A 26,112-nucleotide genomic window follows, 5' to 3' on the forward strand; every position below is an offset into this window, starting at 1 on the left:
AAATGCACCCATGAACAGATCACACCCACTCACCGAAGTTTTTTTCCCACGCTGCCTGACCCTGAGGGCAGGGCAGTGATGGGCGCCGTGGTCAGCCTGGAAGGGCTGATCGACCAGCGTCGCGTCTGGCGCGGTCGCCAGGAGTCCAGCCCCAGCGGCGTGCAGCCGACCGGGCATGCCGCCCTCGACGCCGTGCTGCCCAGCGGGGGTTGGCCACCGGCAGCGCTCAGTGAAATCCTGCTGGCCGCCAACGGCTGTGGCGAATTGCAGTTGCTCTGGCCGACCTTGGCGCGTTTGAGCCAGGCCGGTGAACGAATCGTCTTGATAGCGCCCCCGTTCATTCCCTACCCCCATGCCTGGATGGCGGCCGGTGTGCGCCTGCAACACCTGAGCGTGCTGCAAGCGCAAGGCCGGGATGCGTTGTGGGCTGCCGAGCAGTGTCTGCGTTCCGGCAGTTGCGCAGCCGTGCTCTGCTGGCCGCAGAACCCCGACGACAAGGCCTTGCGGCGCCTGCAGGTAGCCGCCGAAACCGGCGAAACCCTGGCCTTTGCCTTGCGCGAGCAGCAGGCGGCGCACAACCCGTCGCCTGCTGCCCTGCGGCTGTCGCTGCAAGGGCCTGCCGGGCAAGTGCAGATTCTCAAATGTCGCGGCGGGATACCCCCTGCGATGCCCGTCACCTTCGTCAGTTACGCTTGAGATTGCCATGCTGTGGGCCTGCATTCTGCTGCCGCAACTGGCCCTCGATGCCGTGCTGCGCCAGCGCGACGATCCGCAGCAGCCGCTAGTCCTGGTCACCGGCCCGGTGCAGCGGCGAGTGCTGCAGGCGGTCAACCCGGCGGCGCGGGCCCTGGGTCTCAAACCGGGGCAGTCGCTCACCGCCGCCTACATGCTCAGCCGCGATTTTGCCACCGCGCCCTACGATCCGGCGCAGATCGAGCACTGGCAAGGCTTTCTGGCGGCGTGGGCCTATCGGTTCAGCTCCCAAGTCAGCGTGCACTATCCACGTGTGTTGCTACTGGAAGTGCAATCGACCATGGGCCTGTTCGGGCCATGGCCGCAATTCGAAGCGCGCTTGCGCGATGAACTGAACGCCCTGGGTTTCCGCCATCGCATCACCCTGGCGCCCAATCCGGCCGCGGCGCGGATGCTGGCCAATGCTTATGACGGTTTCGGCGTCGAAGACTCGGATGCCTTGGTCGATGCCCTTCAGCGCCTGCCGGTGGAACGGGTGGGGCTGGCTGCAGACGACGCCACGGCGCTCAAGCGAATGGGCATGCGTCACCTGGGTGAGGTCTTGTCCTTGCCCAGGGCACAACTGGCCAGGCGATTCCCAGCCCAGGTGCTCAGCCATCTCGACACACTCCTGGGGCATCGCCCCCTGGCGCTGGAATTCTTCATTCCTCCGGACGTATTCGACCAACGCATCGAGCTCAATTTCGATGTGGAGTCGAACCAGGCCCTGCTGTTTCCCCTGCGACGCCTGATCAACGACCTGGCGGTTTACCTGGCGGGGCGGGACGTGGGGGTGCAGCGTTTTACCCTGCACCTCAAGCATGCGGACGGCGAAGACACGCGGGTCGAGGTGGGCCTGCTCGCCGCTGAACGGGACGCGGCCCTGCTGTTCGAGCTGGCCCGCGGTCGCTTCGAGCATCTGCAGGTGCCACGGCCCGTGCAGGTCGTACGGTTGAGTGCGCTCGACCTGCCGCGCTTCGTGCCCGCCTGCAAGGAGCTGTTCGATCAGCGGCCGCAACAGACCCAGCCTTGGGAGCAGTTGCGCGAACGCTTGCGCGCACGCCTGGGCGACGATGCCCTGCAGGATCTGCGCGCCCATGCCGATCATCGCCCGGAGCGGGCCTGGCGCAACGACGGCCCGTGGATGCCGGCTACCCTGGATCTCGCCGCACAGCGACCGGGATGGTTGCTGGAGCAGGCCGAACCCTTGCCCGCCCATGGCTTGCGCGTGCTGGCCGGGCCTGAGCGCATCGAATCGGGTTGGTGGGACGGTGGCGATGTGCGCCGTGATTACTACCTGGTCGAAACCTCGACAGGCCGGCGCGGTTGGGCCTATCGCTCGGTGGGCGATGACACGGCGCTGCTGTTGCAAGGCTGGTTCGCATGAGCCAGGGCTACGCCGAGTTGCACTGCCTCTCCAACTTCAGCTTCCAGCGCGGCGCTTCCAGTGCCCAGGAGCTGTTCGCCAAGGCGGCGGCCTTGGGTTATGAAGCGTTGGCGATTACCGACGAGTGCACCTTGGCCGGTATCGTGCGTGCCTGGCAAGCAGCCCAGGCTCACGGGATGACGCTGATCGTCGGCAGTGAGATGCGCATCGAAAACGGGCCCAAGCTGGTGTTGCTGGCGCAGGATCTGGGCGGTTATCAAGCCCTGTGTCGCTTGATTACCCTGGCCCGCCGACGTGCCGACAAAGGCCGGTATCGTCTGCTGCGCGAGGACCTCGACGAGGTCGAGCGCGAAGGACTGCTGGCGTTGTGGATAGCCGATGAGCCTCATGAACTGGCCCACGGTCATTGGCTCAAGGGGCGTTTTGCCGGCCGCCTGTGGCTGGCCGTTCAATTGCACTGCGGCGCGGATGATCAGCGACGCCTGCGCGGCTTGCTCCATCTGGCAGCGACGCTCGGCCTGCCAGCGGTGGCCTGCGGCGACGTGCACATGCACGCCCGTGGGCGGCGCGCCTTGCAGGACACGATGACCGCGATCCGCCATCACGTACCCGTGGCCGAGGCCGGGCATGTGTTGTTCGCCAACGGCGAGCGGCATCTGCGCGGATTGCCGCAACTGATCGACCTCTATCCTGCCGCGCTCCTCGAGGAAACCCTGCACATAGCCCGGCGCTGCCATTTCGATCTGGGCCAGCTGCGGTATCAGTATCCCCACGAGTTGGTGCCCCAGGGCCATGACGCAGGCTCCTGGCTGCGCCATCTGAGCGCCGAGGGTGCGCGCTGGCGCTGGCCATCGGGGGTGACCGCCGAGGTTCAGACCTTGCTCGACAAGGAACTGCAGCTGATCATCGAGCTGGGCTATGAAAGCTACTTTCTGACTGTGCATGACATCGTGCGGTTTGCTCGCGAGCAGCACATCCTTTGCCAAGGGCGCGGTTCGGCGGCCAACTCGGTGGTCTGTTTCGCCCTGGGCATCACCGAGCTGGACCCGCGCGACACGCACATGCTGTTCGAGCGCTTCATCTCCAAGGAACGCAACGAGCCGCCGGACATCGACGTCGATTTCGAGCACGAGCGGCGCGAGGAAGTCCTGCAGTACGTTTTTCGTCGCTACGGTCGCGACCGCGCCGCGCTGACCGCCGTCGCCAGCAGTTACCGTGGCCCCGGCGCGGTACGCGACGTCGCCCGGGCGCTGGGCCTGCCACCGGACCAGATCACCGCACTGGCCGATTGCTTCGGCCGCTGGAGCGACCACCTGCCCCCGGTCGAGCGGTTGGTCGAGGCCGGATTCGACATCGACAGCCCGGTGCTCAAGCGCGTCATGGCACTGACCGAGCAACTGATCGGTTTCCCTCGTCACCTGTCCCAGCATCCCGGCGGCTTCGTGATTTCCGAGCATCCTTTGCACACCCTGGTGCCGGTCGAGAACGCCGCCATGGCCGAGCGTACGGTGATCCAGTGGGACAAGGATGACCTGGATGCCGTGGGCCTGTTGAAGGTCGACATTCTGGCACTGGGCATGCTCAGCGCGATTCGCCGCTGTTTCGATCTGGTGCGCGGCTACCGGGGCCGCGATCTGACCCTTTCGACCTTGCCCAAGGAGTGCCCGCAGACCTACGCCATGATCAGCCGGGCCGACACCATCGGCGTCTTCCAGATCGAATCCCGAGCCCAGATGGCGATGCTCCCGCGCCTGCAACCGCGCACGTTCTACGATCTGGTCATTGAGGTGGCCATCGTCCGACCGGGGCCCATCGTCGGCGACATGGTTCACCCGTACCTGCGCCGGCGCAATGGTCAGGAGAAGGTCAGCTACCCATCTGAAGCCCTCAAAAAGGTTTTCGAGCGGACGTTGGGCGTGCCCCTGTTCCAGGAACAGGTAATGGAACTGGCCATCGTCGCGGCGGGCTACACCCCCGGCGAGGCCGACCAACTGCGGCGCTCCATGGCCGCCTGGAAGCGCCATGGCGGGTTGGAACCCCACCAGATCCGGCTCACCGAAGGCATGCTGAAAAACGGTTACACCCGCGAGTTCGCCGAACGCATCTTCGAGCAGATCAAAGGCTTTGGCAGCTACGGCTTTCCCGAATCCCATGCGGCCAGCTTCGCCCTGTTGACCTATGCCAGTTGCTGGCTCAAATGCCATGAACCTGCGGCCTTTGCCTGCGCCTTGATCAACAGCTGGCCCATGGGCTTCTACAGTCCCGACCAGATCCTGCAGGATGCACGTCGTCATCATCTGCAGATCCTGGCCGTGGACGTCTGCCACAGCGACTGGGACTGCAGCCTGGAATCCCGCACCACCGGGCAACCCGCTGTGCGCCTGGGGTTGCGCATGGTCAAGGGGCTGCGCGAAGAGGCCGGGCGTGCGGTGCAGCAGGCTCGCCTGGCCGGGCCGTTTCTGGACGTGACCGATCTGGCCCGTCGCTGTGGGCTGGACAACCGCGCGCTGGAACAGCTGGCCGACGCCAACGCCTTGCTTGGCCTGGTGGGTCACCGCCACCAGGCGCGCTGGGACGTGGCCAGTGTCGAGCAGCAGTTGCCCCTGTTTGCCGATGTGCCGACTGCTCGCGAGGCCAGCGTGGCTTTGCCGGTACCCAGTGTCGGCGAGGACCTGTATGCCGACTACGCCAGCCTCGGCACCACCCTGGGGCCACACCCGCTGGCCATGCTCCGCGAGCGCCTGCAGGGGTTGCGTTGCCGCAGCTCCCAGGATCTGCAGAGCCTGGCCCACGGTCGTCCGGTCACCGTGGCGGGGTTGGTCACGGGCCGCCAGCGACCGTCGACCGCCACCGGGGTGACCTTCGTTACCCTGGAAGACGAGTTCGGCATGATTAACGTGGTGGTCTGGCGTGACCTGGCCGAGCGTCAGCGGCGCGTGCTGGTGGGGTCGCAGATGATGCAGGTCAAGGGTCGCTTCGAGCACAAGGACGGCGTGCGCCATGTCATTGCCGGGCACATGGCCGATGTCAGTGCCATGCTCCACGGGCTGGATATCCGCAGCCGAGATTTCCGCTAGCCAGGCTGCGCGGGGCAGGCAAATGCAGTATTGTTGTGTCCATTCGTAAAAGCCTGTGCTGTTCAGGCGATCGCCAAAGGGTAGAGGGTGTCATGGGTCACGAAAGCATCAACTGGGACAAACTGGGTTTCGACTACATCAAGACCGATCTGCGCTACCTGTCGCATTGGCGCGACGGTGAATGGGATCAGGGCAACCTGACCGAAGACAATGTGTTGCACATCAGCGAAGGCTCCACCGCACTTCACTATGGGCAGCAGTGCTTCGAGGGCCTCAAGGCCTACCGTTGCAAGGATGGTTCGATCAACCTGTTCCGCCCCGACCAGAACGCTTTGCGCATGCAGCGCAGCTGTGGTCGTCTGTTGATGCCGCAAGTCCCCACCGAGGTGTTCATCGAAGCCTGCCGCAAAGTGGTCGCGGCCAACGAGCGCTTCATTCCGCCCTATGGTTCCGGCGGCGCCCTGTACCTGCGTCCTTTCGTGATCGGCGTAGGTGACAACATCGGCGTGCGCACCGCACCCGAGTTCATCTTCTCGATCTTCTGCATTCCGGTCGGCCCTTACTTCAAGGGCGGCATGAAGCCGCATAATTTCGTCATCTCCGGCTACGACCGCGCTGCGCCCAATGGCACTGGTGCCGCCAAGGTCGGTGGCAACTACGCTGCCAGCCTGATGCCAGGCTCCAACGCCAAGAAGGCCAACTTCGCCGACTGCATCTACCTGGATCCACAGACCCATACCAAGATCGAGGAGGTGGGCTCGGCAAACTTCTTCGCGATCACCCAGAACGACGAGTTCGTGACCCCGAAATCGCCGTCGGTACTGCCCGGCATCACCCGTCTGTCGCTGATCGAACTGGCGCAATCGCGTCTGGGTCTGAAAGTCATCGAAGGTGATGTCCTGATCGATCAGCTCGACCAGTTCAAGGAAGCCGGTGCTTGCGGCACCGCGGCGGTGATCACCCCGATCGGGGGTATCGAATACAAGGACAAGCTGCACGTGTTCTACAGCCAGCAAGAAGTGGGGCCGTTCACCCAGCGCCTGTACAAGGAATTGACCGGCATTCAGGCCGGCGACGTGGAAGCACCCGAGGGTTGGATCGTCAAGGTCTGAGCCTTCAGGGCAAGCCGGCAGTGGGTGGCCGGCTTGCCCTTGATCCCGCCTCCGCTCGCTCGAGCGGCAACGGCTTCTCTATCCACCCGCATCGATGCGGTCACAATCCTGGATTCACCCCAGCAGACGTGTTTGGAACGGAACGCGCTCGTACTCTGTACGCGCTTTTTCCATGGCCTGTACTTCGCGTCGCTTGTCCGCGCGTATCAGTCCGACAAAGACGATAGCCGCGAGAACGGACAGTGCGCACCAGCCCAGCAGAAAGGTAATCATGGGTCTCTCCTGTTGATCGCCCGCGCAGGGAGAATCCCCTGCCAATCCTATATCGGCCTGATGGCACAATGCTTTATACCGAATGTCGGATCAGGTCAGCGGGCGCCTTCAGGGAAATCCGCGACGGATGCAACGATAACCTTCCGTCGTACTCTCAATGTAGGACACTTTTCGAGGGCAAGTAACGATGACGACGCCGGACAAGGACTACATCCAATGGCTGGTCGACCAGTCCATGCTGCACACGGCCAAACAGCGCGCCAAGCTGTACGCCGGACAGGCACGGCTGTGGCAGCGACCCTACGCCCAGGCCAGACCTCGGGACGCCTCTGCCATTGCTTCGGTGTGGTTCACTGCCTACCCAGCTTCCATCGTGACCCGCGAAGAGGGCTCGGTGTTGCAGGCCCTGGGTGACGAAACCTTGTGGCATGCGCTGTCCGAGATCGGTATTCAGGGCATTCACAACGGTCCGTTGAAGCTGTCCGGTGGCCTGCGCGGACGTGAACGCACGCCCAGCGTGGACGGCAACTTCGACCGCATGAGCTTCGACATCGACCCTGAACTGGGCACCGAAGCCGACATGATCCAGCTCAGCCGCATGGCCGCCGCGCACAATGCCGTGGTCATCGACGATGCGATCCCCTCGCACACGGGTAAAGGCGCGGATTTTCGTCTGGCCGAAATGGCCCATGCGGACTATCCGGGTCTCTATCACATGGTCGAGATCAAGGAGGAGGACTGGGGGCTGTTGCCTGAAGTGCCGGCCGGTCGCGATGCGGTCAACCTGACCCCGGAAGTCTGCGACATCCTCAAAGACAAGCACTACATCGTTGGCCAGTTGCAGCGGGTGATCTTCTTTGAACCGGGTGTCAAGGAAACCGACTGGAGCGCCACACCGGTGGTGGTCGGCGTGGACGGCAAGCCGCGGCGTTGGGTGTACCTGCACTACTTCAAGGAAGGTCAGCCCTCACTCAACTGGCTGGACCCGACTTTCGCCGCACAGCAGATGATCATTGGCGATGCCCTGCATTCCATCGACGTGATGGGCGCGCGCATCCTGCGCCTGGACGCCAACGGTTTCCTGGGGGTCGAGCGGCGTGCCGAAGGCCCGGCCTGGTCCGAAAGTCATCCGCTGTCGGTCAATGGCAACCAATTGCTCGGTGGTGCCATTCGCAAGGCCGGGGGTTTCAGCTTTCAGGAGCTGAACCTGACCATCGACGATATCGCCTCCATGTCCCACGGCGGCGCAGACCTGTCCTACGACTTCATCACTCGTCCGGCCTATCAACACGCACTGCTGCTGGGCAACACCGAGTTCCTGCGGCTGATGCTGCGGCAAGTGCACGCGTTCGGCATCGACCCGGCTTCGCTGATTCACGCCTTGCAGAATCACGACGAGTTGACCCTGGAGCTGGTGCATTTCTGGACCTTGCACGCTCACGATACCTACCTGTACCAAGGCCAGACCTTCCCCGGCAACATCCTGCGCGAGCACATTCGCGAAGAGATGTACGAGCGCCTGGCCGGTGAGCACGCGCCCTATAACCTCAAGTTCGTGACCAACGGGGTTTCCTGCACCACCGCCAGCATCATCACGGCGGCGCTGGGCATTCGTGACCTGGAAGCGATTACCGAGCAGGACATCAAGCAGATCCAGCACATTCACTTGCTGCTGGTGATGTACAACGCCATGCAGCCTGGCGTGTTCGCGCTGTCGGGCTGGGACCTGGTCGGCGCACTGACTCTGCCAGCCGAAGAAGTCGCGCATCTGATGGAAGACGGTGACACGCGCTGGATCCACCGTGGCGCGTACGACTTGGTAGGCCTTGATCCAACCGCAGACTTCTCCGCCGGGAACATGCCGCGTCCCAAGACCCTGTACGGCAACCTGGTCGATCAACTGCAGCGTCCAGACAGCTTCGCTTCGCAGCTGAAGAAGATTCTGGCGGTGCGGCGTGCCTACGACATTGCGGCCAGCAAGCAGATTCTGATCCCGGACGTGCAGCATCCCGGGCTGTTGCTGATGGTCCATGAACTGCCAGCGGGCAAAGGCACGCAGATCACAGCGTTGAACTTCAGCAACGAGCCGATCGTGGAGACCCTGCATCTGCCAGGCATCGCGGCAGGTCCGGTGGTGGACATCATCAACGAGCGGGTCGAGGGCGATCTGACCGAAGACGGTGAATTCACCATCACTCTAGACCCGTATGAGGGCCTGGCCCTGCGTGTGGTGAGTGCTTCGCCGATCTGATCGGTTGCTGGCGCCGATGCGGACCTCGCATCGGCGCTTGGAAAGCAAATCCCAGAAAGCACTGAGGGGAGCCTAGGCTCCCCTCAAGGTTTTTCTGCATGCTCTGTTTTTATTATTGAGGGGCGACCTGTTGGTGTAGTTGTCGGTCGTGACCCGTACCGCATGTTGTGCGATCCCCATGCGGGATCAAGAGCAAACGTATTTTTTTGAGCGCTGATCTGCTTTCATCATCGATCCAACCAGTGGGTAGCTACTGAACGTAGTTTTATTGTTCTCTACCTGGCTGCGGGGCAAGCCCCTGAAAAGCCCATCTTCTCCAAAAAAATCTGTTAGCTACGTCTCTGTCGCGTTTGTTCTTGTTATGTCAGAGTCGTTTCGTCTTGTTGTTATTGGTTTGTCGCGTTGTTGTTATTGTTGTACGTAAGTTATAGCAGGGTGCGTGCCAACTTTTTAAATATCTTTATAATCAATGGCTTAGGATTTCTGCGTAAGCGTGGTGCGACAGAGTGACGCAGATTTGTTCCCATGTTACCCGCTTCGCGTTCCCCATCGGCAGGACCGGTAACACTTTGTGTCCGGGTGCCGCACAGGTGACACCCTGACGGCTATGGGTTGATCCACACTTCCACCCGACGATTCTTGATTCGCCCCTCATCGACCGCATTGGTCGCCACCGGCAGCTGCGCACCCAGGCCCTGGATGTCGCGCACCACCACGCCGGCCTTGACCAGCTCCCGGCGCACCGCCATGGCTCTGAGCCGAGACAGCAACACGGCGCGGGCGGGATCGTCCTTCGCATCGCCAAAACCCACCAGCGTGGTTTTTTTCTGCAGCAAACCATGACGGCCAAGGTAGTCCTGCACCCGAACCACATCGGCCAACGCTTTGTTATCCAGCGTGGCGCTGCCCTCGGCGAAGCGAAAGCTGACCGACAGGCGCAGGCCGTCACGGGCCAGTTGCCGATAGAGCAGGGGCATGTCGGGCGAAGTCGGGACGCTCATGGCCTTTACCGTTTGCGCCACGAATCCCTGGCTGGCGACGATGCCCTGGCCCGCTTCGCTCTGGGCGAAGGCGATCAGCGCGTCGGCCCAGGGCGAGGGACGTGTGGGCGCGCTGTACAGGTAGAGCCGTCGGCTCAGCGGATAGTCCTGGGTTGCGATCAAGCTGACCGTAGGCGCCATGGGCTGGCTGGCACCGTCGACGATCGCCAGGGCTCGGGCCTTGCGCACCGAGGCCAGGCCGATGAAACCGATGGCTTGGCGATCGGCACTGACCCGATCCGACAATTGCTCGCTGGATTCCAGCCTCAGCGCGTGGCTGCTCAGTCGACTGCCATAAGGGCTCAACACCTGGTCGCGGAAAGTCTCCCACGTACCCGAGCGATCGTCCCGGGCCAGTACATGGATCGGCCCACGGCCACCGAGCACGCGCCAGTCGTCGATCTCGCCACTGAACACCTGGGCAAGCTGCTGCGTTGTCAGTTGTCGAAGGGGATTGTCCGGATGAACGATGACCGCCACGCCATCGATGGCGATCACGTGTTCGGCGGCGAAACTGGTCAGGTCACCCAGAGGCGCCAGTCGGGCACGCTCCAGGTCACTGATCGGTCTGGATGAAGCGGCCAGGTCTGCCTGGCCGCTCAGCAGGCCGTCGAAGCCGGTGCTGGAGCCGTGGGCGGCGATGGCAAAGCGCAGCGGTGAGCCATTCGGCTCGTGGGCGGTAATGAGTTGCTCGCCCGGAGCCGGGGTGAACGTCTGGATATCCTGCAGGCCGCGGGCTTCGAGCAGGCCGCGCACCAGGGCTGGGAGCAGCGCCGCACCTAGGGTATTGGAGCCCTGGATGCGCAACGTGTCCGGGCCGGCGAGGGCGCCGCTGCACAGGCTCAGGATGCACAGCATGAAAAACAGACGGTGCATGGCGAATTACCGGGTCGGGAAGCCTCGCAGATTAAGTCAATCATGTTGCAGAGCGATGACGGCCGCTATTGCTGCGCGCGTGGTTTGCGGCCGATGACCGCTCCTACGGGAGCATCTGGATCACACCTTGCGCTTGACCGATATCGACGATGCCGCGCTGATCACCAGATCGGCATAGCGCTTGGTATCGCGCTCCGGGACCCAGCGCGAGCGGGAGACCGCCAGGTTCACCGCGCCGATCCCGCGGCCGTTGCCATCGACGATGGCCGCTGCGGTGGAAACATCGCCATAGAAGAACTGGTCTTCGGTGTGCGCATAGCGCCGCTGGCGGATCTGCTCGATGCTGGCCCAGATCTGCCCACGATCGGTGATGGTGGCCGGTGTGTGCTGGACGAACTGGCTGCGGTCGAAGATATCGTTCACTTCATCGTCACTGTAGGTCGCCAGCAACGCCTGACCGGGCGCGGTGCACCAGGCCGGTAGACGAGTGCCGATGATGACGCTGGCGTTGAACACGTGCCGGCTGACGATGCGTTGCACGTAGACGATGTCGGTGCCGTCGAGCACCGTCAGGTTGGTCGCCTCTTCGGTGTCCGCGCTCAACTGTTGCAGATAGGGTGCGGCGCGGGTCACCAGTTCGCTGGACGTCAAGTAGTGATAGGTGAAGTCCAGCAGCCGCGGCGACAGCTCGTACTTCTTGCTGCTGTCCTTGTTCAGATAGCCCAAGGTCGCCAGGGTGTGGGTGAAGCGCTGGGCAGCGCTGAGGTCCATGCCGGTCAGTGCGGAGATGTCGGACAGCGACAACTGGCGCTGGCTGCCGTCGAAGGCCATGAGCACTTTCATGGCCTTGTCGACGGACTGCACGTAGAGCGAGGAGGCCGTGGGATCGGCAGGTGGGGTCTTCGGGGTACGGGCCATGAACGCAACACAGTGGTGAAAAAAACCGATTATCCGGCAGATGCCTGGTACTTTCTATCGCTATTCACTAGAACGTTACTGTGCAAGTCGGGCCTGGTCCCGCATTCAACTGCGGCTGTCCCATGCCAGGCTGGCGTCCTTGGGCAGCAGGTGTTTCTTGATGCGTTCGCTGGGGGTCAACTCGAACCCCTCCACTTGCCGGTAGTAGCGTGGCAATTGATAGGAGGCGCACCGGCGAGCGGCCCATTCGAGCATGGCTGGCCAGTCCGGGGGGGTATCGGTCTGCAGTTGCACGTACAGCAGGATTTCCTGCTCGCCGACCGTCGACTCGACCCCGATCGCGGCGCAGGCCTGCACCGCTGGATGCCCACTGAACACCCGCTCCACCTCCCAGGCAGACACGTTCTCGCCCCGCACGCGCATGCTGTCGGTACGACGACCGACGAAGAACAGGTCGCCCTCGGCATCCATGCGAGCCATGTCTCCGGTGAACAGGCGGCCTTCGCGCAAGGCGCTGGCCGTTGCTTCCGGGTTGTCGAGGTAGCCGGGCAGAAAGACGCCGTCGACCTCGCTGGCGAGTACGATTTCGCCCAATTGCCCGACTTCGACGGGCTTGCCGTGGGGGTCCAGCAGTTCCAGGCTCAGCCATGGCAAGGCGCGGCCGATTGAGCCGGGCTTGCCGGTGCGGTTCAAGGTGGCGAAGCTGGAACATTCGGTCATGCCATAGCATTCGCGCAGCTTGCAGCCGAAACGTTGCTCGATCGCCGCCCAGTTGGCCAGGCTGACACCCGCGCCCCACAGGGTGCGCAGAGCATGGTGGGCAGGCCACTGCTGTTCGGGTTGCTGCATGAGGATATCAATGATCCCGCCAAGGTAGTGCAATTGCGTGGCCTGCACTTGCACGCACTGCGCCCAGAACTTGCTTGCGGAAAACCGCTGCACCACGTTCAGGCTGACCTCGGCCAGAAAGGGCATCAACAGCATCTGTGCACCGCCGATGTGGCACAGCGGTTCCCACAGCAGCAGACGATCGCCGGCCTTGACGTCGGCGACCTGCAATACCGCTTCACTGGCGATGCGCAACATGCGATGAGTGAACACCACGCCCTTGGGCGCCCCGGTGGTGCCAGAGGTGTAGATCACACAGAGCGTGGCGTCGGTCGCGCTGTCTTCCAGGCGCAGTGTTGCGGCCGGGCAGGCCAGCGCCTGCTCGTGCAGCGTGTTGATGTCGACACATTCAAGGTGGCCTGCGGCACTGCCCGCCAGGCGCTCGGCAAACTCGACGTCGCCAACCACAAGGTCCGGACGCGCATGTTCGAACGGGTAGTCCAGGCCCGGCCCGCGCAGCTTGGTGTTGATGGGGATCCACACCAGGCCGCTAAGGATTAACGCATAGATCAACACGATCTGGTCGTCGCTGTTGCCCAGCATGACCGCAACCCGGTGCCCGGCATGCAGACCACGATCGGCCAGTACCTGTTGCAGCGCGGCGACCCGCTGGCGCAATTCCCGTGTAGTCAGGGAACGACCTTCGAAAGTGACGCGTACAGCGTCGTCATCGATCATCAGGCCAGCATGGATAAGCGGTGCGGTGGTCAGTTGATCCTGACTGATGCGATGCGGGAAGAATCGAGTGTATGGATGCATCGTTCAGAGCCCTTGACGTTTGGAGTTGGAGCGCCGCGAGACCCACTGGGCGATCACGGCAAACAGCACGATGAACACCAGCAAGGTGGTGGAAACCGCAGCCAGGGTCGGCGTCAGCGCCAGTTGGATGCTGTCCCACATCTGCTTGGGCAAGGTGGTATTGATGCCGCCACTGACGAAGATGGCGATGGTCAGTTCGTCGAACGAAGTGATGAAGGCCAGCAGGAAGGCCGAGACCAGGCTCGCCGACATCAGCGGCAGGGTCACCGTGCGCAGGCGAGTGAATGCGCCGGCACCGAGGATCCGCGCAGCATCGTCCAGACGCCAGTCGTATTGCTTGAAGGCCGCGGACAGGGTCACCACCACATAGGGCAGGGCCAGCACGGTATGGCCCAGTACCAGGCCGATGTCCTTGCCCGCCAGTCCCAGTCGGGAAAACAGGTAGAGCAGGCCGAGGGCGATGACGATGCGCGGCACGATCAGCGGTGCGATGAACAGGGCGAACAGGCCCTTGCGCCAACCTGCGCTGACCCGTGTCAGTGCCAAGGTCGCGCCAAAGCCCAGCACCAGGGCCAACAAGGCCGTGGCCACACCGACGCCCAGCGAACGCAACAGCGCCGCCTGCCATACCGCGGACGTGAAGAATTCTTCGAACCACTTCAGGCTGAACAGCTTGGGTGGAAAGGCAATGAACGGGCTGCTGGTGAAGGCCAACGGGACGACCACCAGCACTGGCAGGATCAACAGCATGACCAACAACACGCTGTAGCCCGTGAGCAGCACACCGTCGCCACTGCGCCGGGGAGCGTTGCCCTTGCCCGAAAACAGATGCCCGAGCCAGATCAGCATCTGCAGGCCGCGCCCGGACTGGCGCTCCCTGGGCGCCTCGCCGCCCAGCGACGACAGCCCGGCGATGCGATCGTAGATCACGAACACCACCAGCGAGCAGGCCAGCAGCACCACCGAGAGGGCGCCGGCAAAGTTCATGTCGAACAGGTCGAGCACCGAGGAAATCACCAGTTGCGCCACCATCATTTCCCGTGGCGAACCCAGCAGCGCAGGCACGATGAAGAAGCCCAGGCTGGTGATGAATACCAACAGCCCAGCGGCGGCAATGCCCGGCGCCGACAGCGGCAGGAAAATGCTGAAGAAACTCATCGATCCGCTGGCGCCGAGGGTCTGCGCGGCGGGCGCTAGGCGTTGGTCGATGCTGCGCATGATCGGCAGCAGGGTGATCACGGCCAGCGGCAGCATCGAATGCACCATGCCGATCAGCACCCCGGAAAGTGCCGGGACCAATCCGGATGGATTGTCCAGCACATCGGCGGCTAGGGTGGTCAGTAGTCCTTTGCGCGACAGCAGCAGCATCCATGCGTAGGTCTTGACCAGGTAGCTGGTCCAGAACGGCAGCATGATCCACAGCAACCAGCGCTCGCGGCCCATGGGCGAGAGACGCGTGAGCAGGTAAGCCACGGGGTAGGCCAGCAGTACCGAAAGTAATGCCGTCAGTCCCGAGATCCAGAAGGTGATGCCCAATACGCGTGCATACACCGGGGTCGAGGCGATCCGTTCGAAGTTGCCCAGGCTCAGCTCGCCGCTGGCGTTCTGAAAACTGCCCATGAGCATTTCCGCAACCGGCAACAGAAAGAACAGCGCCAGGAACAGCAGGGCGGGGATGGCCGGAATCAGGCCCTTGCGCCAGCTCATGACGCAGCCTGCGCGGGCAGGAGGGTGGCCCGGCTCGGGTCCCAGGCGATGCCCACCGGGTCTCCGACGCGGGGGCTGAGGTCGCGCGAACAGCGCACGCTGAAGCGGTTGCCCGAGGGCAGGCGTACTAGGGCGCGGGTGTCACTGCCCAGGAACACGCATTCATCCACGATCCCTTGCAGCAGGCCAGCGGCGGGGTCGGTGAGGCGCGCGGCTTCGGGCCGGATTAGCAGAAACGCCTCGGTCCCTGCGCTGGGCGCCTGGTGCCCGGCGCATCCGGTCAGGTCCAGCCGTCGCCCTTCGACCTGCAGGTGGCCAGCACCGTCGCGCTGGCCCTGCAACAGGTTCGAATGGCCGATGAATTCGGCTGCAAAGCGTGTGGCTGGGCGATCGTACAGTTCTGCTGGCGTTGCCAACTGCTCGATCCGCGCCCTGTTCATCAGGCAGATGCGGTCGGACAGAGTCAGCGCCTCTTCCTGATCGTGGGTGACATAGATGAACGTGGCTCCCAGCTCCTTGTGCATGCGGCGGATTTCCAGCTGCATGTGCTCGCGCAGGTTCTTGTCCAGCGCGCCCAATGGCTCATCGAGCAGGATGATCGAGGGTCGATAGGCGAAGCAGCGCGCCAGGGCGATGCGTTGCTGCTGACCACCAGACAATTCGTTCGGGTAGCGATGCGCGAAGTCTTCCATGCGCACCATGGACAGGGCATCGTCGACTGCCTGGCTGACCTCGGCCTTGGGGTACTTGCGCATGCGCAAGCCGTAGGCCACGTTGTCGCGCACGCTCATGTGCGGGAACAGCGCGTAGCTCTGGAACACCAGTCCGATGCCACGCTTGCCGGGGGCGATGTGGGTGGCGTCCTGGCCATCGATCAGCAACTGACCGCTGTCGGGCGGGACCAATCCGGAAATCATCTGCAGCAAGGTGGTCTTGCCCGAGCCCGAAGGCCCGAGCAGGGTCAGGAACTCGCCCTCGCGCACCTGCACAGCGGTGGGCTGCAGGGCGACGAACTGACCATAGGTCTTGCCCAGGCCACGGGTTTCAAGTTTCACGCTCATGCATCGACTCCCTTACGACAAGATCCAGGCGTTGAACCGCTCGGTCACGGCGGTGCGGTGCTCCGCCCACCAGGCCGGGCTGGGCAGGCGCATGTGTTCCAGGTTCTGCGGCGCAGTGGGCAACAACGCTGCGCGCTCGGGGGCGATGAACTCGAACGACTTGCGGTTGGTGGGGCCGTAGGCCAGCGTGTCGGTGAAATCGGACTGGCGCTTGGCATCGGCGCAGAAGCGTACGAACTGCTTGGCCATGTCAGCGTGTGGCGTGCCCTTGGGAATCGCCCAGCCCTCGATGGAATACAGCCCCTGGTTCCAGACGATCTGCACCGGAGCGCCATTGTCGATGGCCGCCTGGGCGCGGCCGTTCCAGGCCGAGATCATGTCGACTTCGCCGCTCTGGATGGCCTGCATCGCCTGCGCACCGGAGGTCCACCACAGGTCGATGTGCGGTTTGATCTTGTCCAGGCTCTTGAAGGCGCGGTCGACGTCCATCGGGTACAGCTCGTCGAGGCCGACGCCGTCGGCCAGCAGTGCCTGTTCCAACGTGTCCAAGGGGCTGCGGCGCAGGCAGCGACGGCCGGGAAACTGCTCGACGTTCCAGAAGTCCGCCCAGCTCTGCGGGCCCTTGTTATTCTTGAAGGTGTCCGTGCGGTAGGCCAGCACGGTGGAGTACACATCGACGCCCAGGAAGTTGGGAGTGATCGCTTCGGGCAACAGGTCGGGGTATTCACTGGCCGACAGACCGATGGGTTCGAGAAAGCCCTGGGCTTCGAGGTAGGGGATATCGGCTGAGATGGTCAGGGTGGTGACGTCCCAGACATAGTTGTGGGTTTTCACCATGGCCGAAAACTGCGCCACGGGTTGTGATTCGCGGGCGACGCTGATGACCTTGATGCCGGTGGCTTTTTCGAAAGGGTCGTAGAAGGCCTTGCGGTAGGCCTCGGTGTAGGGGCCACCGGGATCGGAAACGATGATCTGCTTGTCGGCGGCGCGGACTACGCTGGGCAGACCGCAGACCAGAGCGACGGTGGCACCGGCCTTGAGCAACTGACGGCGTCCGGGGTTGGAAGGTGTGTGCATGACAGTCTCCTACAAAAAACGAATGGATCGTTGGGTAGTCAGGACGTCGGCAGTCAAGGTGTTGCAAAAAGCCGGGGTAGGTACATGGCCGCCGCCGTGCGTAGTGCGATCTGTGGGAGAGGACCCTGTGGGAGCGGGTCTCTGCCCGCGAACGGGACTCCACGGTGTATCAGTGCCTCCGCATCGCCGCCTTCGCGGGCAGAGCCCGCTCCCACAGTGTGAGCGATCCCTGTGGGAGCGGGTCTCTGCCCGCGAACGGGCCTCCACGGTGTATCAGTGCCTCCGCGTCCCCGCCTTCGCGGGCAGAGCCCGCTCCCACAGTGTGAGAGCGAACCCTGTGGGAGCGGGTCTCTGCCCGCGAACGGGACTCCACGGTGTATCAGTTCCTCCGCATCGCCGCCTTCGCGGGCAGAGCCCGCTCCCACAGTGTGAGAGCGAACTTTGTGGGAGCGGGTCTCTGCCCGCGAACGGGACTCCACGGTGTATCAGTGCCCCGGCATCGCTGCCTTCGCGGGCAGAGCCCGCTCCCACAGTGTGAGAGCGAACCCTGTGGGAGCGGGTCTCTGCCCGCGAACGGGCCTCCACGGTGTATCAGTGCCTCCGCATCGCCGCCTTCGCGGGCAGAGCCCGCTCCCACAATTGGCGCGCTCCCACTGTTAATCTGCTTTCAGAAGGTAGGCCAGGTTTTACTTGGCCCGCGCCTTGAAGAAGGCTTCCATCATGCGTGCCGGCTCGCCGGAGTCGTACGCTTCCTTTTGCAGGCGTCGGCCGGCTTCGATGCAGTCCTTGAAGCCCGGCTCACTCATTTCGCGGAATCGCTGCTTGTCCAGGCGCATGGCGATAGGTGGCTTGGCGGCCAGTTCTTCGGCGATTTCGAGCGCCTTGCTCATCACCTGATCGGCCGGCACCAGATGGTGAATCAAGCCGATCTGCTTGCACTCGTCGGCATTCATCAAGCGGCCGGTCAGTGTCAGCTCGATGGTGCGCGACATGCCCAGCATGCTGTTCATGATCCAGGGACCTGTGGTGCTGGGAATGCCCGAGTTGATCTCTGGCTGGCCCATGCGCACGCCGGGGTGGCCGATGCGGATGTCGCCCAGTAGCGCGACCTGGAACGCCGAACCTGCGGCCGTGCCGTTGAGCGCGATGATCAAAGGCTTGGAGAGTCCGCGCAACGTGGCGTAGTAGCGCTCCCATTCACCCACCCATTCCACGGCCCGATCGCCGTCGAAATCATGGGCTTCGGAAAGGTCCTGGCCCGCGGAAAACGCCCGGTCGCCAGCGCCGGTCATGATCACGGCTTTGATGGCAGGGTCGGTGTTGTATCCGTTCAGGGCTACGATGATTTCGTTACGCATCGGCGTGGTCCAGGCATTGAGTACCGCCGGACGATTGAGGGTGATGACAGCGACGGGGCCTTTTATTTCTAGCACAATGTCTGACATATTTATCTCAATGCGATAGTTGGTGTGGAATAACGATAGAATTATCCCGCTGGATGCGCAACAAGTTTGTGTGGATTATTGGCAAAGCGCGCACGACAGCAGAGGCCACCGCACTCAGATCGACGCGCACACGGTGGCAGCGGTCAGTGCCGAGAAGAGGGCGGTGCGGTGTGTCAGGTGTTATGCGGTGCGAGTTTCGCGGCCGATGACCGCTCCCACGCAGGGGTGTGGGAGCGGATCATGGAGAGGGAAGGATCAGGTCACAACGCGGTAGCAGGGCACATAGGCTGCGCCACCCGGCAGTTTCATGCGGTGCTGCTCGACGAACGCCTGCAGCAACTTGTCCAGCGGCTCCATCACTGCGGCATCGCCACGGATCTGGTACGGCCCGTGTTCTTCGATCAGGCGAATGCCCTTGTCCTTGACGTTGCCCGCCACGATGCCGGAAAACGCCCGGCGCAGGTTGGCCGCCAGCTGATGCGGGGGCAGGGCGCGGCGCAGTTCCAGGTTGGCCATGTTGGCGTGGGTCGGGTCGAAGGGGCGCTGGAAGCTTTCCTCGATCTTCAGCAGCCAGTTGAAGTGGAACGCGTCGTTACGCTCGCGGCGGAACGATTTGACCTTCTTCAACGACTCGGTCATCTCCCGTGCCACGTCGGCCGGGTTGTCGATGATGATCTGGTAGTGATCCCGCGCCGCCTCGCCCAACGTCGCCACGACGAAATGATCCAGTTGCTGCAGATACGCCTCGGCGCTCCTGGGCCCGGTGAGGATTACCGGGAACGGCAGCCCCTGGTTGTCCGGGTGCATCAGGATGCCCAGCAGGTACAGGAATTCCTCGGCCGTGCCCGCGCCGCCGGGGAAGATGATGATCCCGTGACCCACGCGCACGAACGCTTCCAGACGCTTCTCGATGTCCGGGAGAATGACCAGCTCGTTGACGATCGGGTTCGGCGCTTCCGCCGCGATGATGCCCGGCTCGGTCAGCCCCAGGTAGCGTCCGCCGCTCATGCGCTGCTTGGCATGGGCGATGGTGGCGCCTTTCATCGGGCCTTTCATCACGCCAGGGCCGCAGCCGGTGCAGATGTCCAATTTCCGCAGGCCCAGTTCGTGGCCGACTTTCTTGGTGTACTTGTATTCGTCCGAATTGATCGAGTGGCCGCCCCAGCACACCACCATCTTGGGCTCGAGACCGGCTCGCAGGGTGCGGGCGTTGCGCAATAGATGAAAGACGTAGTCGGTGATGCCCTGGGAGTCGCTCAGGTCGATGCGCTGGCTGTGCAGCTCGCTTTCGGTGTAGACGATATCGCGCAGCGCGCTGAACAACATTTCGCGAGTGCTGGCGATCATTTCGCCGTCGACGAAGGCGTCGGCCGGAGCGTTCAGCAGTTCCAGGCGAACACCGCGGTCCTGCTGGTGGATGCGCACCTCGAAATCCTGATAGGCATCGAGGATGGTCTTGGCGTTGTCGACATGGGCGCCGGTGTTGAGGATGGCCAGGGCGCACTGGCGAAAGAGGGTGTAGGTACTGCCGGAACCGGCGGCGCTGAGTTGCTGGACTTCACGCTGGGAGAGGGTTTCAAGGCTGCCCTTGGGGCTGACCGAGGCATTGATCACATTTCTTGGGGCCATTCTATATTCCCTTAACGCACTGTAGCGCGGCCACACGGGCCGCCCCATCTGGATAATGAGCGACTTCACCGGCCCCAGGCTGTCTGTCTTTCAAGCCTGGGCGCCGGGTCTGCTTGTCCTGGTGATGAAAAACCGTTTCCTCCTGGGCATGGGGCTGATCGACACTGGTCTCATCTTACTCCGGGCTGCTGCGCGTCGGTCAACGTCCGTCGCCAGAAAAACTCCAATGCAGTGAATCGCTTGGCAGCGCACCGCGTTACCTGTGACACTTACGGGGACCGAGTCGTGAACCTTACCCCCACACGCCCGGTCGATAGCTGCGGCCCACCCTTTTACAGAGGCCGCTTTCGGGTCAATGCTGTGGATACCTGCCAGCGATTGTCTTGGCCCGTCTACTTCCTGGAGAACACCCCGTGATATTGATCAGACCCTCGGCCACGCTCAAAGCATGGGGCGCCCACGGCTTCACCGCCACCGGCGTGGTGCTGGCCTTTCTTGCCACACTGGCGCTTTTCGATGGCCAGCCGAAGATCTGCCTGCTATGGCTGGGCCTGGCGCTGGTGGTGGACGGCGTCGACGGCTCGCTGGCGCGCAAGCTCAACACCCAGTCGGTACTGCCGCACTTCGACGGCTCCACGTTGGATCTGGTGATCGACTACCTGACCTACGTGTTCATTCCGGCGCTGTTCATCTACCGCTACATCCCCTTGCCCGAATTCACCATGCTGATCACCGTCAGCATCATCCTGGTGTCGTCGCTGTTCTGCTTCTGCAACGTCAACATGAAGAGCAAGGACAACTACTTCGTTGGATTCCCGGCGGCGTGGAATGTGGTCGCGCTGTGCATGTACATCATTTCGCCGTCGCCGTGGGTGGCGCTGCTCAGCGTGATCGGTCTGGCCCTGCTGACCGTCACCAAGATGAAGTTCCTGCACCCGTTTCGGGTCCGACGCTTCATGGCGATCAACATCGCCGTGACCTCGATCTGGCTGCTGTGCACCTTCGTGCTGATCCTCAATCATCCGGCCAGCAACCCGGTAGCGATGGGGCTGTGGAGCCTGATGTCGGCTTATTTCCTGGGCATCTGCGTCTGGCGCACAGTGGTCGAATGGCTCGGCCGTCTGCGCGCCTGATGCCTGGATTCAAACGCCGGGCAGGTTGAGCATCTCGATCCACAGGGCGCCTTTGCCTGAAGGCGCCTCGGCGGTGCGGGTCAGTGCACCCTGCGCACCCACCGCATAACTTCCCACCTTGTCGGCTTTCTCGCCGGTCACCAGCAACCAACGTCCACTGGGTGAGAAGGCGATGTTGCGCGGTTGTTTTTCCTGCAACGGATAATTGCCCTGGAAGCTCAACGTACCGCTGTTCGGATCGGCCTTGAATGCCGAGACGGAGCTGGTGGTGCGCTCGGTGATGTAGATCAACTGACCATCCGGCGAGACGCGAATGTCCGCCGCCCAGATCCGCGGGGTAGGGTCGTCCTTGAGGTCGTTGTTGGCCGCGTTGCGGATTTCGCCCTGTACCAGATTCAGAGATTTGGGCACGCCTTCGGCATGGGCCACTTTGGTCAGAGCGCCTGTCTGCGAGTCGATGGAAAAACTGTCGACCGTACCGCTCAGCTCACCCACTACGTAGAGAAACTTGCCTCCTGGCGCGAATGCGATGTGCCGCGGGCCGCTACCTGCTGTCACCGACGCATGGGCAGGGCCGATGGGCTCCAGTGCGCCGCTCTTCTGGTCGAAGGAGAACTGCATCACCTTCTCATCCCCAAGCGAGGTGGCGTAGACGAAATGGTTGCTGGGGTCGCTGCGCACCGAGTGGGCATAAGGGCCGGTAGGGTAGACCTTGCTCTCCTTGGCCGGGCGATGCTCCGCATCGATGGCTTGTACGGTGAGCACGTTGCCGCCGTAGGAGGCGCCCATCAAGTAGCGGCCGCTGCGATCGGTGCTCAGGTACGCCAGGCTGGCAGCGAGCGGTGCCTCGGCGGCGGCGGTCAGTTGGCCAGTGCCGGGGTCGATACGGTAAGCGATCACTCGAAAGGGCTCGACCCGCAGCGCGGCATACAGGGTCGTGTTATCGGGGCTGAGGGCCATGGGGTTGACCTTGTCGCCAGCAGGGGTCTGGTGCAGCAGAGTCAGGGAGCCGGTGGTTTCGTCCAGGCGGTATTGAGAGATCATGCCGTCGTCGGGGCTTGAGATATAGGCAAAGGTGTTGGCCTGAGCCATACCGCCTGCGCAACCAATGGCAGCGGCAAGAAGCAAATGTTTACGCATGAATGATCCTCGGTTTTGTTGTTGTGATCAGTCATCCTATGAGTGCACTGCACCGAAGTAAAGAATTCCACCTTCCCCTGTAGCAGCGGCGCAAGCCGCGTCGGCCGCCTGCGCAACGGGTCAGTGTGAACGCGGTGTGGCCGACGCGGCTTGCGCCGCTGCTACAGGGGTGATGATTACAGGCTGGAACGCAGGGGGATTTCTTCGCGCATGATGTGGTTGCCTTCCTCGGGGTTGCCGATCATCTCGTCATGAGCGTTGCCCTGCACCAGGAACAACTTGATGTCGGCGACACCGGCCAGCACTTTGCGTGCTTCCTCGACCGAGGCGACGTGAATCGTTGCGCCATTGTCACTGGCCACCGGCTGGGACACACCCTCCAGGATGGCGTGCAATACGTAGGAGCCACCTTCCATGGAAACCAGGTTCACTTCGTGGATTTCGCCATTGTTGACGTGGCTACTCAATTTATCGATGTTCATGCGCGACCTCGAAATGGCGGGATGGACCGGAGTGGCCATCGCTCTTGCCCCATGCAAGGTTTGAGGCTGGCCACGCTGAGGGAGTTCCATCGCGCGGCACCTCGCGCGCGCCGTATCAGATCTTCCAGCGGCTCGCGGTCTTGGCCAATCGTTGCTGCAGCCCGTCGAGGTTATTGACCAATTGCAGCGTCAGCAGGCGATACCCGATCAGCTCACCGGGTACCACGTTGGGCGCGTCCGCATCGGCGCTGGCGTAGTTGCGCTCCAGCCGTTCGGTGGCACCATCGCGCAAGGCGCGGGCCATGCCCACCAGTTGCCGACGAATGTGCCGGTGCTCACCGCTCAGGCACTGCTGCAATTGCGCCATGGCGTTGCGGTCGGTCCCGCTGGGGCGCAGGTTGGCGAGGATTTCAAGAGTGCTCAGGCACATGCGGAAATGACCCTGGATCGCGTCCAGCTCGGTCATGGAGATCTTCACTTCCTTGGACACCGACGGCAGCAGCGAGCGCAGCTGGACCATGTTCGCGTTGAGCTTGGCCATCAGCTTGAGGTGTTCATCGGCTGACACCTGCTGGCCACTGACGATCCGACTATGAATGGTCGCGCAGCCGCGCAACCCGGTGGCCAGGTTGTAGCGCCAGGAATACACGGCGTAAAGCGGCAGGGCGAACGAAAACGCCAGGGCCAGGGCGATGCCGATGAGGATGTCGACGGTGCGCCACAGGCCGTCGGTGATCGGATTGTCGCCATGACCGGCGACGATGAACAACGTGATGGCCGACAACAGCGCCGTGTAGCCACCCTTGCCGATCGCATGGTAGGCGAAGAAGCCGCAGGCCACCGACATCAGCAGGTAAGTGACGATGGGCAGTTCAAAGTAGTTCTGCTGGGCTACCACGGCCAGCCCGAGCGCGGCGCCGATGAGGGTGCCGTAGGCACGTTCCACCGATTTCTTGCCGATATTGCCATGGTGCTGGAGCCCGCCGATGACGATCAGCAGGGTGACCGATGCCCACTCGCCGTGGGGCAGGTTGAAGCCACTGGTCAGCAGAATGGACACCAGCAAGGCGGCGACGATGCGTGCGGCGTGGATCAGGCGCGCGTGCCGGTAACGACGGTAGGGATCGAGCAACGGCCGCAGCACGCGGCGCAACCAGAAGGGTAGAGCAATGGATTTGAATGCATTCATCCGTTAAATGACCATGGGTACCTGGAATAAGTCCGCCACACAGCTGTCGACTCTGGGCTGGAAGGTAAATTGTGTCATGGCTGCGGCCATATATCTTGTTCAAGGAACGCTTTTGTCGATGCTCGACTTCTCTCGCCTGAAGAATTTTCTGGGCCAGGCCCGACGTGCCTTGCAACTGGTTTGGGCGACTTCACCCGGCCTGCTGCTTGGGCTGGTAATCGCCACGCTAGCCGCAGGTATCCTGCCGGCACTGGCGGCCTGGCTGGGCCAGCGCATCGTCGATGCAGTGGTATCAGCCATGCAACTGCACCAGCAGACCGGCGCTGCGCCGCTGTGGCCGGTGTTGCGCTATGTCCTGATGGAAGCCGGTGTGCTGGCACTGCTGGCCGCAGCGCAGCGCGGCCTCTCGGTGCAACAGGCGCTGCTGCGTGTCCAGCTGGGACAGAAGGTCAACACACTGATTCTGGAGAAAGCCCAGACGCTTTCGTTGATGCAGTTCGAGGACTCGGAGTTCTACGACAAGCTGGTGCGCGTTCGCCGTGAAGCGTCCACGCGACCGCTGGCGCTGGTGAGCAAGTCGCTGGGGTTGGTGCAGAACCTGATTTCCCTGGTCAGCTTCGGTGTGTTGCTGGTGCATTTCTCGCCTTGGGCGTTGGTGATCCTGGTGATCGGCGCATTGCCGGTGTTCTTTGCCGAAGCGCATTTTTCCGGCGATGCCTTCCGCCTGTTCAGCCGCCGCGCACCGGAAACCCGTCGACAGAACTACATCGAAACACTGCTTTCCCACGAGGGCTACATCAAGGAGGTGAAGCTGTTCGGCTTCGCGCCGCTCTTGCTGCAGCGCTATCGCGACACCTTCACCAAGCTGTATGCCGAGGACCGCCGCCTGACCTTGCGCCGGGACGGCTGGGGTTTCGTGCTGGGTCTATTGGGCACGACGGCGTTCTATCTGGCGTATGGCTGGATCGTCATTGACACAGTGAACGGTCATATCACCCTGGGGCAGATGACTATGTACCTGGTGTTGTTCAAGCAGGGGCAGAGCGCGGTCAGCAGCAGCCTTACGGCGATCGGCGGCTTGTACGAAGACGGCTTGTACCTGGCGGACCTGTATGACTATCTGGCCTACCCGGTGCAGGCCACTCGGGGCGATCTCACTCAGGGCGTGAAGCCGGGCGACGGCCTGCGCTGTGAAGGGCTGGGCTTTCGCTATCCAGGCGCCAACCGCGCCACCTTGCAGGGTATCGACCTGCACCTGATGCCGGGCAAGAGCCTGGCGCTGGTGGGTGAGAACGGTTCAGGCAAGACCACCTTGATCAAGCTGCTGACACGTTTGTACCGGCCGGACGAGGGGCGCATCCTGCTCGACGGCAGCGATCTGCAGGACTGGCAGGAAGAAGCGCTGCGTCAGCGAATCGGGGTGATCTTCCAGGATTTCATCCGCTATCAGTTCAGCGTCGGGGAAAACCTCGGGGTGGGTGACACCCGTGCGTTCGATGACACCCAGCGCTGGCGCGAGGCGGCGGTGCAGGGCACGGCCGAGCCGTTTATCGAGCGTCTGGAGCACGGCTATGCCACTCAGTTGGGGCGCTGGTTTGCGGGTGGGCAGGAGCTGTCCGGTGGGCAATGGCAGAAGCTGGCGCTGTCCCGGGCGTACATGCGGCGCGATGCCGACATTCTGATTCTCGATGAGCCCACCGCAGCACTGGACGCCAGCGCCGAAGCGGCGGTGTTCGAGCATTTCCGCGAGTACGCCAAGGGCCGCATGACCCTGTTGATTTCGCACCGCTTCTCGAGTGTGCGCAATGCCGACCATATTGTTGTTCTGGAACAGGGCCGGGTGCTGGAGCGCGGCAACCATGAACAACTGATGGCCCAGGCGGGGCGTTACGCCGAACTGTTCGACCTTCAGGCGCGGGGGTATCGCTGAGCGTGA

The 26,112-nt window shown here is 62.9% G+C and carries 19 protein-coding genes; 7 read left to right on the forward strand and 12 right to left on the reverse strand.

Going from position 1 to position 26,112, the window contains the following annotated elements; translation table 11 throughout:
• The first annotated feature begins 78 nt into the window (after positions 1–78).
• The 4 genes from imuA to AC788_RS05005 all read left to right on the forward strand — a co-directional run bounded on the left by imuA (position 79) and on the right by AC788_RS05005 (position 6,308).
• On the forward strand, positions 79–696 hold the full coding sequence (gene imuA / locus AC788_RS04990) for a translesion DNA synthesis-associated protein ImuA (protein ID WP_049859494.1): 618 nt from the start codon (positions 79–81) through the stop codon (positions 694–696).
• A 7-nt stretch (positions 697–703) separates the two neighbouring features.
• Positions 704–2,119, forward strand: a complete 1,416-nt coding sequence (locus tag AC788_RS04995) for a Y-family DNA polymerase (protein WP_049859495.1) — start codon at positions 704–706, stop codon at positions 2,117–2,119.
• Positions 2,116–5,196, forward strand: coding sequence for an error-prone DNA polymerase (locus AC788_RS05000; protein WP_049859496.1), 3,081 nt, complete (start codon positions 2,116–2,118; stop codon positions 5,194–5,196). Before AC788_RS04995 ends, AC788_RS05000 begins: the two co-directional genes overlap by 4 nt.
• Positions 5,197–5,288: 92 nt before the next feature.
• Entirely contained in the window at positions 5,289–6,308 is a 1,020-nt protein-coding gene (locus AC788_RS05005) for a branched-chain amino acid aminotransferase (RefSeq protein WP_049859497.1), read from the forward strand.
• Positions 6,309–6,422: 114 nt separating this feature from the next.
• On the opposite strand, the gene AC788_RS21725 is transcribed toward AC788_RS05005, so the two are convergent.
• Complete coding sequence (locus AC788_RS21725; RefSeq protein ID WP_156463121.1) at positions 6,423–6,581, reverse strand: hypothetical protein; 159 nt, start codon at positions 6,579–6,581, stop codon at positions 6,423–6,425.
• A gap of 187 nt (positions 6,582–6,768) precedes the next feature.
• Between AC788_RS21725 and treS the strand changes: the two genes are divergently transcribed.
• Entirely contained in the window at positions 6,769–8,832 is a 2,064-nt protein-coding gene (treS, locus tag AC788_RS05010) for a maltose alpha-D-glucosyltransferase (RefSeq protein ID WP_049859498.1), read from the forward strand.
• 605 nt (positions 8,833–9,437) lie between these two features.
• Here treS and AC788_RS05015 read toward each other — a convergent pair.
• From AC788_RS05015 to ppnN, 8 genes are all read right to left on the reverse strand, one after another.
• Positions 9,438–10,748 (reverse strand): substrate-binding domain-containing protein, encoded by a 1,311-nt coding sequence (locus AC788_RS05015; protein ID WP_049859499.1) that lies wholly within the window; start codon positions 10,746–10,748, stop codon positions 9,438–9,440.
• A 120-nt stretch (positions 10,749–10,868) separates the two neighbouring features.
• Positions 10,869–11,666 (reverse strand): IclR family transcriptional regulator, encoded by a 798-nt coding sequence (locus AC788_RS05020; RefSeq protein WP_201777929.1) that lies wholly within the window; start codon positions 11,664–11,666, stop codon positions 10,869–10,871.
• Between the two features lie 105 nt (positions 11,667–11,771).
• Positions 11,772–13,313 carry an AMP-binding protein gene (locus AC788_RS05025; protein ID WP_049859500.1) on the reverse strand — a complete coding sequence of 514 codons (1,542 nt, stop codon included), beginning with the start codon at positions 13,311–13,313 and terminating at the stop codon, positions 11,772–11,774.
• A gap of 3 nt (positions 13,314–13,316) precedes the next feature.
• The gene (locus AC788_RS05030) at positions 13,317–15,020 is read right to left on the reverse strand and encodes an ABC transporter permease subunit (protein ID WP_049859501.1); all 1,704 of its coding nucleotides are present in this window, start codon (positions 15,018–15,020) and stop codon (positions 13,317–13,319) included.
• Positions 15,017–16,081, reverse strand: coding sequence for an ABC transporter ATP-binding protein (locus AC788_RS05035; protein WP_049859502.1), 1,065 nt, complete (start codon positions 16,079–16,081; stop codon positions 15,017–15,019). Before AC788_RS05035 ends, AC788_RS05030 begins: the two co-directional genes overlap by 4 nt.
• A 12-nt stretch (positions 16,082–16,093) precedes the next feature.
• A complete protein-coding gene (locus AC788_RS05040; protein WP_049859503.1) occupies positions 16,094–17,158 on the reverse strand; it encodes an ABC transporter substrate-binding protein in 1,065 nt (354 codons plus the stop codon).
• A 686-nt stretch (positions 17,159–17,844) separates the two neighbouring features.
• Positions 17,845–18,603, reverse strand: coding sequence for an enoyl-CoA hydratase/isomerase family protein (locus tag AC788_RS05045; protein ID WP_049859504.1), 759 nt, complete (start codon positions 18,601–18,603; stop codon positions 17,845–17,847).
• Positions 18,604–18,858: 255 nt separating this feature from the next.
• Positions 18,859–20,232 carry a nucleotide 5'-monophosphate nucleosidase PpnN gene (gene ppnN / locus AC788_RS05050; RefSeq protein WP_049859505.1) on the reverse strand — a complete coding sequence of 458 codons (1,374 nt, stop codon included), beginning with the start codon at positions 20,230–20,232 and terminating at the stop codon, positions 18,859–18,861.
• 413 nt (positions 20,233–20,645) lie between these two features.
• Between ppnN and pcsA the strand changes: the two genes are divergently transcribed.
• Positions 20,646–21,365 (forward strand): phosphatidylcholine synthase, encoded by a 720-nt coding sequence (gene pcsA / locus AC788_RS05060; RefSeq protein WP_049859507.1) that lies wholly within the window; start codon positions 20,646–20,648, stop codon positions 21,363–21,365.
• A 9-nt stretch (positions 21,366–21,374) separates the two neighbouring features.
• Here the strand turns inward: pcsA and AC788_RS05065 are convergent, their stop codons facing one another.
• The 3 genes from AC788_RS05065 to AC788_RS05075 all read right to left on the reverse strand — a co-directional run bounded on the left by AC788_RS05065 (position 21,375) and on the right by AC788_RS05075 (position 24,176).
• Positions 21,375–22,505, reverse strand: coding sequence for a lactonase family protein (locus tag AC788_RS05065; RefSeq protein ID WP_049859508.1), 1,131 nt, complete (start codon positions 22,503–22,505; stop codon positions 21,375–21,377).
• A 176-nt stretch (positions 22,506–22,681) separates the two neighbouring features.
• Positions 22,682–22,987 carry a DUF6482 family protein gene (locus AC788_RS05070; protein ID WP_049859509.1) on the reverse strand — a complete coding sequence of 102 codons (306 nt, stop codon included), beginning with the start codon at positions 22,985–22,987 and terminating at the stop codon, positions 22,682–22,684.
• A 115-nt stretch (positions 22,988–23,102) separates the two neighbouring features.
• Complete coding sequence (locus AC788_RS05075; protein ID WP_049859510.1) at positions 23,103–24,176, reverse strand: FUSC family protein; 1,074 nt, start codon at positions 24,174–24,176, stop codon at positions 23,103–23,105.
• A gap of 118 nt (positions 24,177–24,294) precedes the next feature.
• Between AC788_RS05075 and AC788_RS05080 the strand changes: the two genes are divergently transcribed.
• Positions 24,295–26,106, forward strand: a complete 1,812-nt coding sequence (locus tag AC788_RS05080; protein WP_049859511.1) for an ABC transporter ATP-binding protein — start codon at positions 24,295–24,297, stop codon at positions 26,104–26,106.
• The last annotated feature ends 6 nt before the right edge of the window (positions 26,107–26,112 follow it).

Source organism: Pseudomonas sp. RIT-PI-a (genome assembly GCF_001187875.1).
Taxonomy (GTDB): domain Bacteria; phylum Pseudomonadota; class Gammaproteobacteria; order Pseudomonadales; family Pseudomonadaceae; genus Aquipseudomonas; species Aquipseudomonas coleopterorum.